Origin of the sequence: Streptomyces sp. NPDC087440 (assembly GCF_044744005.1) — a bacterium.
Lineage (GTDB): Bacteria > Actinomycetota > Actinomycetes > Streptomycetales > Streptomycetaceae > Streptomyces.
This window is the reverse complement of the sequence record NZ_JBIUXN010000006.1, coordinates 12366-27818: the sequence shown is the minus strand read 5'-3', so window position 1 is coordinate 27818 and position 15453 is coordinate 12366. Positions and strand designations below refer to the sequence as shown.

The window sequence follows — 15453 nt, the reverse complement described above, 5'->3', positions numbered from 1 at the left end:
TTCCGCCGCGACGACCGCAGACGTAAAAGAGACTGAGCCGCCATGTACGAGTTGTCCCGGGTACGCCTGTACTCCATCGGCCCCGCCGGAGCGCGCTACGCCGACACCGTCCTCGACCTGCGCGGCGTCGGTGCGCCCGTGCCGAACCCCGCACCCACCCAGGCGGAGTTCTTCGAGGAGGAGCCGGTCGGCCCGCCGCGCCGCCCCGCCCCCGCAGGTGTGCTCTTCCTGGAGAACGGCGGCGGCAAGTCCGTCCTGCTCAAGCTGATCTTCTCGGTGATGCTCCCGGGCCACCGCAACACCCTCGGCGGCGCCAGCTCCGGCGTGCTGCGCAAATTCCTGCTCGCCGACGACTGCGGGCACGTCGCCCTGGAGTGGCAGCACACCCTCACCGGCGAGTGCGTCGTCGTCGGCAAGGTCAGCGAGTGGCGCGGCCGCCAGGTCTCCAACGACCCGCGCAAGTTCGCCGAGGCCTGGTACTCCTTCCGCCCCGGCCCCGGTCTCAGCCTGGACAACCTCCCCGTCGCCGAGTCCACCGCCGTCCGCCGCCCCGTCGAGGGCGCGTCCGGTGCGCAGGGCCGCCGCCGCACCATGAAGGGCTTCCGCGACGCGATCACCGAGGCGGGCAAGTCCTACCCCCACCTCGACATCCACTGGGAAGAGATCCACGACCGCTGGAACGAGCACCTCACCGAGCTCGGCCTCGACCCCGAACTCTTCCGCTACCAGCGCGAGATGAACGCCGACGAGGGCGAGGCCGCCGGCCTCTTCGCGGTCAAGAAGGACTCCGACTTCACCGACCTCCTGCTGCGCGCCGTCACCGACACCCGCGACACCGACGGCCTCGCCGACCTGGTGCACGGCTTCGGCAACAAGCTGGGCCGCCGTGCCGAGCTGATGGCCGAACGCGACTTCACGGCCGGGTCCGTGGACCTCCTCGGCCGCATCGTCGAGGCCGCCGACACCCGCGCGCGGGCCCGCGACATCCACAGCGGCGCCGAACGCCGCACCCGCACGCTGTCGCGCCGCCTCTCCGCCCGCGCCGCCGAAGAACGTGGTCGTACGGCAGAACTCGCGCAACAGGTGGCGTCCGCCGCGCACACCGTCACCCAGGCCGAGACGGCCCGCGGTCACAGTGCCCTGATCTCCGCCGAACTGGCCTACCGGCACGCCTCGTTGTCGCTGGCCGCCGCCGAGAAGAGCGCCGCCGCCCAGCGCAAGGAGCTCGCCGACGCGCGCACCCTGCACTCGGCCTGGCAGGCCGCCGAGGCCGTGCTGCGCCACCGCGCCGCCGCCGACCGGTCCGCGCGCGTCGCCGTCGCCATCCGCGACGCCGAGCGCGACGCCGCCCCCGCGCTGGCCGCCCGCGCCACCGCCGCCGTCGATCTCGTACGAGCACTGCACAGCGCCGCCGAGGACGGCGAGCGGGTCGCCGCCGAGCAGGAGGAACGCTCCGCCGCCCTCCAGGAGGCGGGGGAGGCCGCCCACCGCGACGCGACCGTCGCCGCCACCGAGGCGCAGCGCGCCCGCAGCGAGATCGGCCACCTGCGCCAGCGCCTCGCCGAGGTCGAGCAGGAGACGGGCGAAGCGGTACGGGCCGGCTGGCTCGACGACACCGCGCCCGACGCCGACCCGGCACGCGCCGCCCTCGCCGCCAACGACGCCGAGAAGGCCGCCGTCGCCGCCTGGGACACCGCGCGCGAGGCCGCCCGTACGACGGCGGACCGGGCCCGGGAGGCCGCCGCCGAGGACACCCGCGCCGAACTCACCGCCGCCCGTGCGGCCGACGCCGCCCAGGCCGCCACCGCCGCGTACGAGGCCGAGCACCGGGCCGCCGCCTCCATCGCGGCGGAGGAGCGCCTCGCGGAGCTGCTCAGCCTGCCGACCGCAGGCGCACCCTCCGGCGCGGAGCCCGGTTCCGGCTTCCCGCAGCCGCGCAGCTCCGACGAGCCGGGCGCATACGGATCAAGTGCCTCCGGTACGACGTCGGGCGCGACCCCCGCCGACGGCGCGCCGCACGGCGACGGCACGGGCGGAGCCAGCGGTACCGGAGCCCGCGCCGAGTCCGCGCCGGGCTCCGCCCTCGGCGCCCAGCGCTCCGCCTCCGACGGCACCCGGCGGTCCGCCACCGCCACGGCCACACGTACCCGCCGCACCCCGCGCCCCGCCGCCGAAGGCCCCCTCACCGTCGAGGAGCTGGACCGCAACGCCGAGGAACTGCTCGCCCTCCTGGACCGGGGCGTCACTGCCGCCGAACGCCAGCTGTTCGAGCTGCGCACCGCCGCCGCGGACGACTCCCGCATCCTCGGCGCACTCGGCGACGGCGGCCTCCTGCCGCCCAGCCCCGACGTCCTGGCCACCGTCGAATACCTCGGCGAACACGGCATCCCGGCCCTGCCCGGCTGGCGCTACCTGGCCCAGGCCGTCGACCCCGCCGACCACGCGGCCGTCCTCGCCGCCCGCCCGGAGCTGGTCGACGGCGTGGTCATCACCGACCCCGCCTCGCACGCCCGGGCCCGTGAGGCACTGGCGGGCGCGGCCCTGCTGCCGCGTTCCGCCGTCGCCGTCGGCACGGCGTCCGCGCTGCTCGCACCCGTGCCGGGCACCAGCGACTCCGCCGACCCGTGCGCGGTCTTCCTCGTACCGCCGAACCCGGCCATGCACGACGAGCACGCCGCCGACGAGGAGCGCCACGCGCTGCGCGAGCGGGCCGCCGCCCGCGACGAGGAGATCCGCACCCTCGCCGCCCGCCTGACCGGCGACCGCACCCTGTCCGCCCGGCTCGGCTCGTGGCGCGAGGACTGCCCGCCCGGCATGCTCGCCGAGCTGGCCGAGGCCGCCGCCACCGCCCGCGAAGCAGCCGAGGCCGCCGAGGCCGTCCTCGCCGAAGCCCGTACGGTACGGGCCGAGGCCGACGAGGCCGCCGCCGACGCCGCCCGCGTGCGCGACGAGCGCCAGGACGCCGCCCAGCGCGCCCGCCGGGTCGCCGACGCGCTCGCCGGACTCGCCCACCGGCTGCGCGAACGCGCCGGATGGCAGGCCAAGCTGCGCGAACTCGCCGACGAGGCCGCCGAGTCGGAGGCCCGCGCCGCCACCTTCCTGGAGCGCGCCAAGGCCGCCGACGAGGACCGCCGCACCGCTCAGCGCACCGCCGACGACGCCCACCGCACCTCCCGCACCCTGCGCGCCGAGCGCGCCGAGATCGCGGGCGCGCCCGAGACGCTGCCCGAGCCCGACCCGGACGCCCCACGCGCGGCACTGCCCGCGCTGCGCGAGGCCTACCGGGCCGCCTCCCAGCTGTACGAGAAGGTGGGCGTCGGCGCCGACCTGCGCGCCGAGCAGGCTCGCGCGGAGAGCGACGAGAGCGCCGCCCTCGCCGAGCTCAACCGGCTCACCAACAAGGTCCGCAACCGGGCCGGGCAGCTCCTGGAGAGCAACGACGGCGCCGACGGTCCCTCCCGGCAGGCCGCCGCCGCCCGCGCCGAATCCCTGGTCCAGACCCTGGAGACCCGGGCGTCCACCGCCAGCGAGCAGCTCGGCCGCCTGCGCGGCGAGGCCGAACGCCTGGCCCCCGAGGACGGCGCGTCGCACACCGAGCTGGCCGACGACCTCGTCCCCTCCGACGCCGAGCACGCGCAGACCCTGCTGCGCACCGCCACCGGCGAACTGGCCTCCCGTACCGCCGCGTTGGAGACCGCCCGCGCCGCGCACGGCGAACTCCTGCACGCGCACCGCGCCGCCGAGGACGCCGCCGGGGGCTTCGACGAGACCGCAGCCCTCCTGCGCGACCTGCTCCGCGACCACCACCAGGACGAGGAGGGCCAGGAGAACCCCGAGCCCTACCCCGGCACCCTGGAGGAGGCCCGCCACTCCGCCGCCGAGGCCCGGCGCTCCCTGCGCGGCTGCGCGGGCGACCTGTCCGCCGCCGAGGCCGCCGTCCGCGAGGCGAGCGACGTCCTCGTACGGCATGCGAACGCCACCCGCTACGAGCAGGTGCGCACCCCCGCCCGCCAGCAGATCCGGGAACTGCCCGCGGCCTCGCTGCCCGAGCACGCGGCCGCGTGGGAGGCGGCCTTCGCGCCCCGACTGCGCGTCCTCACCGACGAGTTGGCGCAGCTGGAGCGCAACCGCGACAGCATCGTGGACCGGCTGCGCGGGCTCGTGGAATCCGCGCTCGCTACACTCCGCTCGGCGCAGCGGCTCTCGCAGCTGCCCGAGGGGCTGGGGGAGTGGTCGGGGCAGGAGTTCCTGCGCATCCGCTTCGAGGAGCCCGATCAGGCCACCCTCGTGGAGCGGCTCGGCGAGGTCGTCGACGAGGCGACCCGGGCCGCGGTGAAGAAGAACTCCGACATGCGACGCGACGGAATGTCGCTGCTGCTGCGCGGCGTCCAGGCGGCCCTGGAACCCAAGGGCATCGCGGTGGAGATCCTCAAGCCGGACGCGGTGCTGCGCGCCGAGCGGGTGCCGGTCGGGCAGATGGGCGACGTCTTCTCCGGCGGCCAGCTGCTCACCGCCGCCATCGCCCTGTACTGCACGATGGCCGCGCTGCGCAGCAACGACCGGGGCCGCGACAAGCACCGGCACGCCGGCACGCTCTTCCTCGACAACCCGATCGGGCGCGCCAACGCCACGTACCTGCTGGAACTCCAGCGGGCCGTGTCCGACGCGCTCGGTGTGCAGCTCCTCTACACGACCGGCCTGTTCGACACGACCGCTCTGGCCGAGTTCCCGCTGGTCATCCGGCTGCGCAACGACGCCGACCTCAGGGCGGGCCTGAAGTACATCAGCGTCGAGGAGCACCTGCGTCCCGGGCTGCCGCAGCAGAGCACCGAGGGCGAGACCATCCACGGTGAGATCACCGCGACCCGGATGTTCCGCCGGACGCCGACGGACGAGACGCAGGCGGAGTAGGACTGTCACGGGGGAGCGGCGGCCCACGCCGTTCCCCCGGAAGCGCCGGAGCGGCACTCCCAGTACGAGGCTCAGGCCTGCGACAACCGCCCCGACCCCCGGTGACCCCGCGGCCCCCGGTCCCGTATTCGCTCGTCCTTGCGCGCCGCGCGCCGCGCCCTGCGGCGCTCACGCCGCAACTGACGGGCCGTACTGCTCGGCACGGACACCACACCCATGCGCTGGTTCCACACCTGCCGGGTGATCCACACGTCCAGCACGCCCCAGGTCGACGCCACCGTGCTCGCCACGGTGCTCAGCACCATCGGGAACGCCAGCCAGGACCCCGCCAGCGTGCACAGGAACGCCACCATCGCCTGCGTCAGCGTCAGCGACACGATGATCACCGCCCGCACCGCCGACGTACGCACCGGGTCGGGCAGCCGCCACCGCACCGCGGGTTCCTCCACCCACAGGGGCCGCGGCCCCTCCTGCCCCCCGTCCCGGTCCGCCGGACCCGGACGCTCCTGCGTCTTCATGACCCACTCCCCACCGTTCACCCCCGGGCCCGGAATGCACCGATCACCTCAGGCCCGGAATACACGCCTTCGAGAGTGACTGCCCGGCTTGTGCCGCTTCACGCAGTCGGCTCCCGCTCCCCTTCGTCTCCCCGTACACAAGGACGAGCATGCGGCCCGAAAGATTCCCACGAGTCGGACACGGAACGAACACTTCCAGCCATCCCCGAAGGTGCGGAGTGAGACGTTCCGTCGGGTGTCCTGTGCCACAGGCACGGTATTCAACTCCCGTGATTCCAGGACAAGTCATGATCACGTCTCGATGCGGCGGCCGAAAATCGACCGGACGTGTCTTCGAGTTGCCCGTGGGGCAGTAGTAGGCTCACGCCGTTTGTTGACGCTTCGCGTTGACGAAAGGCAGGGAACGGGCCACCGCGGAGCGCCCGACGAGACGGAAACACCACCCCGCCGCGCGGGGTTGAGCTGGGGGAGGCCATGCGCTTTCGCGGGAAGTCCATCCGCCGGAAGATCGTGGCGTTGCTGCTGGTGCCGCTCGTCTCCCTCACCGCCCTCTGGGGCTTCGCCACCGTCCTGACCGGACGCGAGGCGAGCGAACTCCTCGAGGTCTCCTACGTCGTGGAGAAGATCGGCTCGCCCGTCGAGGACGCCGTCCAGGTCCTGCAGGCGGAACGCCGCCAGACCCTCGTCTACCTCGCCGACGAACGCGGCTCCGAGGCGCTCACCGACCTCACCACCAGGCGCAGCGCCACCGACGCCGCCCTCGCGAAGCTGCGCAGGAGCGCCAAGGACCCGGCCATCGTGGGCGAGTTGAACGAGCAGTCGGCGAACCGCCTGACCTCCGTCCTCGCCGCGTTCGACACCCTCCCGCCGCTGCGCCGGCAGGTCCAGAGCAGCACCATCACCCGCAAGGAAGCCCTCTCCCGCTACAACATGCTCGTCGACCCCTGCCACACCTTCCTCGCGAACCTGCACGTGGTGCGCGACGTGGAGATGGACAAGCAGGGCCGCGCCCTCGTCGGCGCCACCCGGGCCCGCGAACTCGTCGCCCGCGAGGACGCCCTGATCGCCTCCGCCCTGGTCGCCGGACAGATCACCGCCGACGAGATACGCACCCTCACCGGGCTGATAGCGGGCCGCGACATCCTGTACAACACCAGCCTGGAACAGCTCCCCGCGTTCGAGCGCGAGGCCTACGACAAGCTGTGGAACGGCCCCGACACCGCCCCCCTGCGCGCCGCCGAGAAGCAACTCCTGGAGCAGGGCGCCACCAAGCGGCCCACCGCCGTCAGCGAGCAGACCTGGAAGGACGCCGCACCGCCCGTCCTGATCAGCCTCGCCCGCCGGGGCACCGAGGCCAGCGACAACTACCAGGACCGCGTCGAGCCCGTGGCGTTCAACGTGCTCCTCAAGGCGGGCGCCGCCGGGGTCCTGGGCTTCCTCGCCCTGATCGTCTCCGTCGTGGTCTCCGTACGCATCGGCCGCTCCCTGGTCCGTGACCTGAACCGGCTCCGCAAGGAGGCCCACGAGGCCTCCGGCGTGCGCCTGCCCGCCGTGATGCGCCGCCTCGCCGCGGGCGAGACCGTCGACGTCGAGACCGAGGCGCCGCGCCTCAGTTACGAGAAGGACGAGATGGGCCAGGTCGGCCAGGCCCTCAACACCCTCCAGCGGGCCGCCGTCGAGTCCGCCGTGCGCCAGGCCGAGATGCGCCGCGGCGTCTCCGAGGTCTTCGTCAACCTCGCCCGCCGCAACCAGGTGCTGCTGCACCGTCAGTTGACGCTCCTGGACACCATGGAGCGCCGCACCGAGGACACCGACGAGCTCGCCGACCTCTTCCGCCTCGACCACCTCACCACCCGCATGCGCCGCCACGCCGAGGGCCTGGTGATCCTCTCCGGGGCCGCCCCGTCCCGCCAGTGGCGCAAGCCCGTGCAGCTGATGGACGTCGTACGGGCGGCCGTCGCCGAGGTCGAGGACTACGAGCGCATCGAGGTCAGACGGCTGCCGCGGATCGGCGTCGGCGGCCCGGCCGTCGCCGACCTCACGCACCTCATCGCCGAACTCCTGGAGAACGCCACGGTGTTCTCGCCCCCGCACACCGCCGTGCAGGTGCTCGGCGAGCGCGTCGCCAACGGCTTCACCCTGGAGATCCACGACCGGGGCCTGGGCATGGCCACCGACGTCCTCCTCGACGCCAACCTCCGGCTCGCCGAGACCCCCGAGTTCGAACTCTCCGACACCGACCGGCTCGGCCTCTTCGTGGTCAGCCGGCTCGCCCAGCGGCAGAACGTCCGCGTCTCCCTCCAGCAGTCGCCGTACGGAGGAACCACCGCCGTCGTGTTCATCCCGGCGGCCCTCCTCACCGAGGCCCCCGACACGGAGGGCGGCGGCTTCACCGTCGACCACGCCCCCGAGCGCGGCCGCGCCGACGAACCCACCGGCGCCGGCCGCCGCCAGAACCTCAGCGCCGTCGGCCGCACCCCCACGCCCCGGCCCGTGCTCGACGGCCCCGTCGAACTGGAGGCCCCGCTCGGCACCCTGGGCCTGGAACCCGCACCCACCCTCGGCACCACCGCGCACGGCGGCCTCCTGGGCGACCTGGAGGACACCGAGAGCGAACGCGGCGGCATCTTCCGGGCCCGCGGCCTGGACCAGCCCCACAAGGGCCAGGAGCGGCCCCGGGGCCGCTCCGCCGCCGACCTCCCCCAGGGCGGCCGCAAGGGCGCGCCCCGCCCCCGGATCGCGGAGGCCGCCCGCGTGCAGCACCAGCAGGCCGCCGAACCCGCCCGGGACGGCACCGACGCGGTCCGCCCGGACGCGCCCGTGCCGCTGCCCCGCCGCAAGCCGTCCCTGGTCGCCGAACACGGCCGCCGCGTCGGCCCGCGCGAGCAGCCCGCCCCGGGTCCGCGCACCCAGCAGCAGCCCCCCACGGGCCCACGCACCCGGCAGCAGCCCGCCGCGACCACGGACACCGAGGAAGCGTCGGCCCCCGGCGCCCTCCCGCGCCGCGTCCGCCAGGCCAGCCTCGCCCCACAGCTCAAGAAGGAGGGCGAGGCCTCCCGTACCGCCGAGACCGCCCGCCCGCCCGTCGACCCGGAGCCGGAGCGCGACGCCGAGGAAGTGCGCAGCAGGATGGCCTCCCTCCAGCGCGGCTGGCAGCGCGGCCGCCGCCACAACGAGGCCGAATCCACCGACGCCGACCGGCCCGCGACCGTACCGACGACGGGCACGACACCAGCCGACCAGGCCGAGACGGCACCAGGAACGACAGCAGAGGGAGACGGTCGATGACCGCACCGAACGCCGCAGCACACAACGCCTCGGGCCGGGGTTCCGGCGAGCTCAACTGGCTCCTGGACGACCTCGTCGACCGGGTCCGGGCCATCCGCAAGGCCCTGGTCCTGTCCAGCGACGGCCTGCCCACCGGCGCCTCGCAGTCCCTGACCAGGGAGGACGGCGAGCACCTCGCCGCCGTCGCGTCCGGCTTCCACAGCCTCGCCAAGGGCGTCGGCAGCCACTTCGAGGCCGGCCGGGTCCGCCAGACCGTCGTGGAACTCGACGACGCCTTCCTGTTCGTCACGGCCGCCGGCGACGGCAGCTGCCTCGCCGTGCTGGCCGACGCCGACTCCGACGTCGGCCAGGTCGCGTACGAGATGACGCTCATGGTCAAGCGCGTCGGCGCCCACCTGGGGACCGCCCCCCGGACCGGCCTGCCGGTCAACGGGTGAGCGGAGCCGGGATGAACGACGCAGGCAGTCCCAGGAGCGCGGGCACCCCCAGGAGCCAGCAGCGCGAGACCGCCGCCCGCGGGCGCGCGGTCCCCGGCGCACGCCGGCAGGACGCGCACTTCTTCGACGCCGACGCGGGGCCCGTCGTACGCCCGTACGCCATGACCCGGGGCCGCACCAGCAGTGCGACCCGCCACCGGCTCGACCTGATCGCGATCGTCATCCCGGAACCGGCGGCCGACGACCCGGACGGCGATCACACCCTCGCCCCCGAGCACGTCGAGATCGTGCAGCTGTGCCAGGACAACCCGCAGTCCATCGCCGAACTGGCCGCCACACTCGACCTGCCCGTCGGCGTCGTACGCGTCCTGGTCGGCGACCTGGTCGAGGAGCAACTCGTCCACGTCACCCGGCCGGTGGAACCCGCGGAGCTGCCGGACGAGAGCCTGCTGCGCGAAGTCATCGACGGGCTCAGGGCGCTCTGAGAAGCCGGTCCGGAACTCCGGGCCGCAGCGAGATCGGGAGAAAAGACCAGCCATGGTTTTCGGGCGTTCCAGCCGCAAGCAGCGGCCCGTGGAGCCGGTGACGCTCAAGATCCTCGTCGCCGGCGGATTCGGGGTGGGCAAGACCACCCTGGTCGGCGCGGTCAGCGAGATCCGGCCCCTGCGCACCGAGGAGACCCTCAGCGAGGCGGGGCGGCCCGTGGACGACACCCACGGCGTCGAGTCCAAGACGACCACCACCGTCGCCATGGACTTCGGCCGCATCACCCTGCGCGAGGACCTCGTGCTGTACCTCTTCGGCACGCCGGGACAGGACCGCTTCTGGTTCCTGTGGGACGAGCTGGCGCAGGGCGCCCTCGGCGCGGTGGTCCTCGCGGACACCCGCCGCCTGGAGGACTGCTTCGCCGCCGTCGACTACTTCGAGCGCCGCGAGATTCCGTTCACGGTCGCGGTCAACTGCTTCGACGGAGCACCCCGGCACGCCGCCGAGTCCGTCGCCGCCGCCCTCGACCTCGACCCCGACGTGCCGGTGATGCTGTGCGACGCCCGCGACCGGGAGTCCGCCAAGGACGTGCTGATCGGTGTCGTGGAGCACGCCCTGGAGGTCTCCGCGAGCCGCCGCCGCGCGGCCGCCACCTCGTAGCGCCGCAGGTCGCAGCGCCGTACGAGATCCACAGCAGGCCGGGACCGCGAAGCGGCCCGCACCCCCGCCGACTGGGGTGCGGACCGCGGCAGTTGCCCCTCCCGCGCGACGCGGTCGTTCGACGGCGGTACGGCACAACGCGTCGCGAGGTCGATCGTAGTGCTGGTTACTCCTGTCCGTCCTGCTGCCAGCCGAAGCTGCGTTCCACGGCCTTGCGCCAATTCCGGTACTCGCGCTCGCGCTCCGGCGCCTTCATGCGTGGCGTCCACTCCGCGTCGCGCTGCCAGTGCGCCTTCAGCTCGTCCAGGTCCGACCACACCCCGGTCGCCAGACCGGCCGCGTAGGCGGCGCCCAGACACGTCGTCTCGGACACCTTCGGCCGGATCACCGGCACGTCCAGCACGTCCGCCTGATGCTGCATCAGGAGGTTGTTGCCGGTCATTCCGCCGTCGACCTTCAGCGTGCTGATCCGCACCCCCGAGTCCTGGTACATGGCGTCCACGACCTCACGGGTCTGCCAGCTCGTCGCCTCCAGCACCGCCCGCGCCAGATGCGCCTTGGTGACGTACCGGGTCAGCCCGGTGATCACCCCGCGCGCGTCGGCCCGCCAGTAGGGCGCGTACAGACCGGAGAACGCCGGGACGATGTACGCCCCGCCGTTGTCCTCCACGCTCGCGGCGAGGGGTTCGATCTCGTCGGCGCTGCGGATGATGCCGAGCTGGTCGCGGAACCACTGCACCAGCGCGCCCGTGATCGCGATCGACCCCTCCAGGCAGTACACCGGGGCCTCGCTCCCGATCTTGTAGCCCATGGTGGTGAGCAGCCCGTTCTTCGACGGCACGGGCCGGTTCCCGGTGTTGAGGAGCAGGAAGCTGCCCGTCCCGTACGTGTTCTTGGCCGTCCCCGTGTCGTAGCAGGCCTGCCCGAACACCGCCGCCTGCTGGTCGCCCAGCGCCGAGGCCACCGGAACGCCCGCGAGCTGGCCCACGGCCGTCCCGTACACCTCGGCGGACGACTTGATCTCGGGCAGCACGGCCTCGGGGACCCGCATCGCGGAGAGGATCTCCGGGTCCCACTGGAGGGTCTGGAGGTTCATCAGCATCGTGCGGCCCGCGTTGGTGACGTCCGTGACGTGGACGCCGCCCTGGGTGCCGCCGGTGAGGTTCCAGATCAGCCAGGAGTCGATGGTGCCGAAGGCGATCTCACCGCGCTCGGCGCGACGGCGCAGTCCGGGTACGTTGTCGAGCAGCCAGGCCGCCTTGGGGCCGGAGAAGTAACTGGCCAGCGGCAGACCGGTCTTGTCGCGGAACCGGTCCTGCCCGTCGGAGCCGCCGAGCTCGGTGCACAGGGCGGAGGTACGGGTGTCCTGCCAGACGATCGCGTTGTGCACCGGCTTGCCGGTCGCCCGGTCCCACAGCACCGTCGTCTCGCGCTGGTTGGTGATGCCCAGCGCGCTGAGCTGCTCGGCGCGCATCCCGGCCTTGGCGAGCGCTCCCGCCACGACCGCCTGCACCTTCGACCAGATCTCGGTGGCGTCGTGCTCCACCCAGCCCGGCTTGGGGAAGATCTGGCGGTGCTCGCGCTGGTCGACGGCGACGATCGCGCCGCCGTGGTCGAAGATGATGCAGCGGCTGGACGTGGTGCCCTGGTCGATCGCCGCGACGAACTTCTCGCTGCTGTCGGTCATGAGGTCCCCTCGCTCAAGCAGATGGCTGGAGATGATGCGGAAGGCCGGGTGGTGGACGAGCCGGCCCGGTGCGGAAGGCCGGGTGGTGGACGAGTTCGCCCGGTTCAGAAGGCCAGGTGGTGGACGAGCCCGCCCAGTGCGCCGCCGACGAGCGGGCCCACGATCGGCACCCACGCGTAACCCCAGTCGGACGTGCCCTTGTTCGGGATCGGCAGGATCGCGTGCACGAGCCGGGGCCCGAGGTCACGGGCCGGGTTGATGGCGTACCCCGTCGGGCCGCCGAGGGACAGACCGATGCCGACGACCAGGAACACCACGATCAGCGTCTGCGTTCCGGAAACGCCCAGCCCCTTGGTCCCGCCGAACGCCAGAACGGGCAGGACCAGCGCGAACGTCGCGATGGCCTCGGTCATGACGTTGGCGACCGGATTCCGGATCTCCGGGATGGTGGAGAAGATCCCCAGCGTCGGGGTCGCCTCCGCGGTGTCCTTGTTGGCGGCGAACTGCGCGTAGTAGACCAGCCAGGCCAGCACGGCGCCGATCATCGCGCCGATCATCTGCCCGAGCACGTACACCCAGACCTGGCTCCACTTGCCGCTGTCGATGGCGATGCCCAGGGTCACCGCCGGATTCAGGTGCCCGCCGGACAGCGGGGCCGCGGTGTACGCACCGGCCAGCACCCCGAATCCCCAGCCGAACGCGATGACCACCCAGCCCGAGGCCCTCGCCTTGGAGAATCTGAGCGTGACGGCGGCGCACACGCCCGCGCCGAACAGGATGAGGATCGCCGTGCCGATCAACTCACCCCGGAAGACTTCCCAGTTGCTCCAACTCGTCATGGTACGGCGGCTCCTCGGCGTCGCCCGGGGCTGACCCCGGTCCTTGAGTGCAGGGCGCGTACCCGGCGACGAAGGCCGCGGAGCCGGAGGCAGGAGTTCCCGTTCCCCCACCCGGGGCCTGCGGCGAGCGTGCTGCCGGGCCGGTCGGGACCGCCGGTGGGGGAGGGCACGGCGCGGCGGAGCACCGCACACGCCGGGGCCGGTGGTGCGGCGACGCCGACTGACACCGGGAAGTGTTCACCGGCCGTGATGGAGCGTCAAGGAGCTGGACAGCAACGGGAGTTGGTCGCCCCCGATCGTCCCGGCGGAGCGCCTCAGCGGTTCTCGGGGAGCCACTTCTGCGCGGTCTCGGCCAGCTCCGCGTCGCGCCCCGCGAGCATCATGCGGATCATCTGGGTGTCGCCGCGCAGCGACCAGGCGGGGTGGCCGAAGGTGGCCGGGTTGTTCTTCTCGATCAGGAAGTGGGCGGGCCAGGCCGTCCCGTACCCGATCAGCGGAAGCGCGAGCGCGTACCGCCTGCGCCCGCGCGCCAGGCCGTACGCGGCGACGGCGAGACCGGTCAGAGTGCCGGTCAGATGGACCCAGCGGGTGGCGGCGCGGGAGTGCATCGCCACGTAGTAGGGCCAGAACTCTTCGTACGAGTCGAAAGTGTGCTCGGTGGTCTGCTGCATGACGGCACCGTATGCGCATCCGGAACGCCAGGGAACCGGGTGCGGACAACGTCGGGGAACCGGGTGCGGATACGGAGAACCGGACACCGGAATTCGGCGTCCGGTAGGAGAGAGAGCGGGTCGCCGGGGCCGACGGGGGTGGTCCTGGCGGCCCGTTCTCGTGCGCCCGGGGCGGGGCCGGTGGCGGTCAGTGCTTGCTCAGGGACCGCTTCGAGACCGGGAAGTCGAAGTAGGTGTCGGGGAAGAGCTCGGGCTTGTGCGTGAAGTGCCACCACTCCTCCGGGAGGTTGGTGAAGCCCCGGGCCGCGAGGGTCCTCTTCAACAGCTGCCGATGGGCCTTCTGTACACCCGTGACGCGGGGGTCGTCGGTGTGGGAGAGGGTGTCGAAGCAGTCGTAACCGGTGCCCATGTCGAGGGAGTTGTCCCGGAAGCGCTCCTGCTGGGGAGCGAAGCAGGGCACGAGCCGCTCCCCGGGGACGTACGGCCGGGTGGGCCGGGCGGGCAGCCTCACGATCGTGAGATCGACCGTACTGCCCCGGCTGTGCCCGGACTTCTCGGCGATGTACCCGTCCGCGAACAGCCTCGACTTGTCGACTCTCGGATAGAACTCCCGCTTCATCGTCGTGTCGTCCAGGTCCTTGGCCCACCGTACGAAGTGGTCGACGGTGCGCTGCGGGCGGTAGCAGTCGTACACCTTCAGGCTCAGCCCCTGGCGCAACAGCGTCCGCTGCGCCGTGCGCAGGGCCTCGGCGGCGGGCCGGGTGAGCAGGCAGACGGGCTGCCGGTAGCCGGTCACCCGCTCGCCCAGGAAGGTGTGCGCGGTGGCGTACCGCATGTCCTGGAGGATCGTCGGGTCGACGGACCGCAACGACACGAAGGCCTCTGGCGCCTTGGGCTCCGGCCGGGCGGGGGAGGAGGGGGCGGCGGCCACCGTGCACAGCGCGAGGGCGGCAGCGCCGAGACCGCACAGGGCGGAACCGATTCGTCGTCTCATGCGCCCCGTCTACCACCCGAGGACTGCGGGCAAAACCCCACGACGCCCCACCCGACGCCTCTACAGTCGGCCCGTGACCTCCCACCACTCCCACTGCTCCGCCTGCGGCGCCCCCTACGCGGACACGTCCGACTGGCCGCGCACCTGCACCGCCTGCGGCGAGACGGCCTACCGGAATCCGCTGCCGGTGGCGGTGGCCCTGCTTCCCGTACGTTCCGGGGCGGGCACCGGACTCGTCGTCATCACCCGCACCATCGACCCGGGGCGCGGCGGGGTGGCCCTGCCGGGCGGGTTCATCGACCACGGGGAGGACTGGCGGGCGGCGGTGGTCCGCGAACTCCACGAGGAGACCGGCATCCCGGCCGCCGCCGCGGACGTCCGGCTCGCCGACGCCCTGAGCTCCCCGACCGACCACCTGCTCCTCTTCGGCCTCCTCCCCACCCGCGAGATCACGGAACTCCCACCCCCGACCCCCACCCCCGAAACCACCGGCTGGCACGTCCTCTCCTCCCCGGCCCCCCTCGCCTTCCCCCTCCACACCCGGGCGGCCCACGCCTGGTTCACGGGCCAGTACGACCAGGTCCCACTGCCGTAGCCCCTTGGCCGCCGCGTACCCCTCCCCGGGTCACCGACCACGCCACACGGGAGCAACCACTCAACCCGCCACCTTCCTCCGCACCGGAACCACCACCTCCGGGCCCGCGCGGCGGATTCGCCGAGCCGCCCGCTCCGCACCGATGCCTTCGCTTCCGGGCCCGCTCCCTACGGCGGAGCCGTTCAGTCAGCCCCCTTCCTCTGCGCCGGAACCCCTTCCTCCTGGCTCGCTTCGCACAGCGGATTCGCCGAGCCGCGCCTCCGCACCGGTGCCTTCGCTTCCGGGCCCGCTCCCTACAGCGGAGCCGTTCAGTCAGCCCCCTTCCTCTGCGCCGGAACCCCTTCCTCCTGGCTCGCTTCGCACAGCG

The 15453-nt window shown here is 73.3% G+C and carries 11 protein-coding genes; 6 read left to right on the top strand and 5 right to left on the bottom strand.

Going from position 1 to position 15453, the window contains the following annotated elements; all coding sequences use genetic code 11:
- The first annotated feature begins 42 nt into the window (after nucleotides 1-42).
- On the top strand, nucleotides 43-4911 hold the full coding sequence (locus tag ACIO3O_RS14740; RefSeq protein ID WP_401745309.1) for a hypothetical protein: 4869 nt from the start codon (nucleotides 43-45) through the stop codon (nucleotides 4909-4911).
- A 71-nt stretch (nucleotides 4912-4982) separates the two neighbouring features.
- Here the strand turns inward: ACIO3O_RS14740 and ACIO3O_RS14735 are convergent, their stop codons facing one another.
- The gene (locus ACIO3O_RS14735; protein WP_401745308.1) at nucleotides 4983-5429 is read right to left on the bottom strand and encodes a hypothetical protein; all 447 of its coding nucleotides are present in this window, start codon (nucleotides 5427-5429) and stop codon (nucleotides 4983-4985) included.
- A gap of 474 nt (nucleotides 5430-5903) precedes the next feature.
- On the opposite strand from ACIO3O_RS14735, the gene ACIO3O_RS14730 reads away from it, so the two are divergent.
- From ACIO3O_RS14730 to ACIO3O_RS14715, 4 genes are read left to right on the top strand one after another with little or no spacing between them, the layout of a single operon-like run.
- A complete protein-coding gene (locus tag ACIO3O_RS14730; RefSeq protein WP_401745306.1) occupies nucleotides 5904-8717 on the top strand; it encodes a nitrate- and nitrite sensing domain-containing protein in 2814 nt (937 codons plus the stop codon).
- Nucleotides 8714-9154, top strand: coding sequence for a roadblock/LC7 domain-containing protein (locus tag ACIO3O_RS14725; protein ID WP_189827798.1), 441 nt, complete (start codon nucleotides 8714-8716; stop codon nucleotides 9152-9154). Before ACIO3O_RS14730 ends, ACIO3O_RS14725 begins: the two co-directional genes overlap by 4 nt.
- Before the next feature lie 11 nt (nucleotides 9155-9165).
- Nucleotides 9166-9639: a DUF742 domain-containing protein gene (locus ACIO3O_RS14720; protein ID WP_401745304.1), complete on the top strand. Its 474-nt coding sequence runs from the start codon at nucleotides 9166-9168 to the stop codon at nucleotides 9637-9639.
- A gap of 52 nt (nucleotides 9640-9691) precedes the next feature.
- Complete coding sequence (locus ACIO3O_RS14715) at nucleotides 9692-10300, top strand: GTP-binding protein (protein ID WP_401745302.1); 609 nt, start codon at nucleotides 9692-9694, stop codon at nucleotides 10298-10300.
- Between the two features lie 166 nt (nucleotides 10301-10466).
- Here the strand turns inward: ACIO3O_RS14715 and glpK are convergent, their stop codons facing one another.
- The 4 genes from glpK to ACIO3O_RS14695 all read right to left on the bottom strand — a co-directional run bounded on the left by glpK (nucleotide 10467) and on the right by ACIO3O_RS14695 (nucleotide 14491).
- Entirely contained in the window at nucleotides 10467-11987 is a 1521-nt protein-coding gene (gene glpK, locus ACIO3O_RS14710; protein WP_401745301.1) for a glycerol kinase GlpK, read from the bottom strand.
- Between the two features lie 104 nt (nucleotides 11988-12091).
- On the bottom strand, nucleotides 12092-12826 hold the full coding sequence (locus tag ACIO3O_RS14705) for an MIP/aquaporin family protein (protein WP_401745299.1): 735 nt from the start codon (nucleotides 12824-12826) through the stop codon (nucleotides 12092-12094).
- A gap of 314 nt (nucleotides 12827-13140) precedes the next feature.
- Nucleotides 13141-13497 (bottom strand): Mpo1-like protein, encoded by a 357-nt coding sequence (locus ACIO3O_RS14700; protein ID WP_401745298.1) that lies wholly within the window; start codon nucleotides 13495-13497, stop codon nucleotides 13141-13143.
- 187 nt (nucleotides 13498-13684) lie between these two features.
- A complete protein-coding gene (locus ACIO3O_RS14695) occupies nucleotides 13685-14491 on the bottom strand; it encodes a M15 family metallopeptidase (RefSeq protein WP_401745296.1) in 807 nt (268 codons plus the stop codon).
- On the opposite strand from ACIO3O_RS14695, the gene ACIO3O_RS14690 reads away from it, so the two are divergent.
- Nucleotides 14490-15086, top strand: coding sequence for an NUDIX domain-containing protein (locus tag ACIO3O_RS14690; protein ID WP_401745294.1), 597 nt, complete (start codon nucleotides 14490-14492; stop codon nucleotides 15084-15086). The two genes, ACIO3O_RS14695 and ACIO3O_RS14690, sit on opposite strands and share 2 nt — an antisense overlap.
- Nucleotides 15087-15453 lie beyond the last annotated feature (367 nt).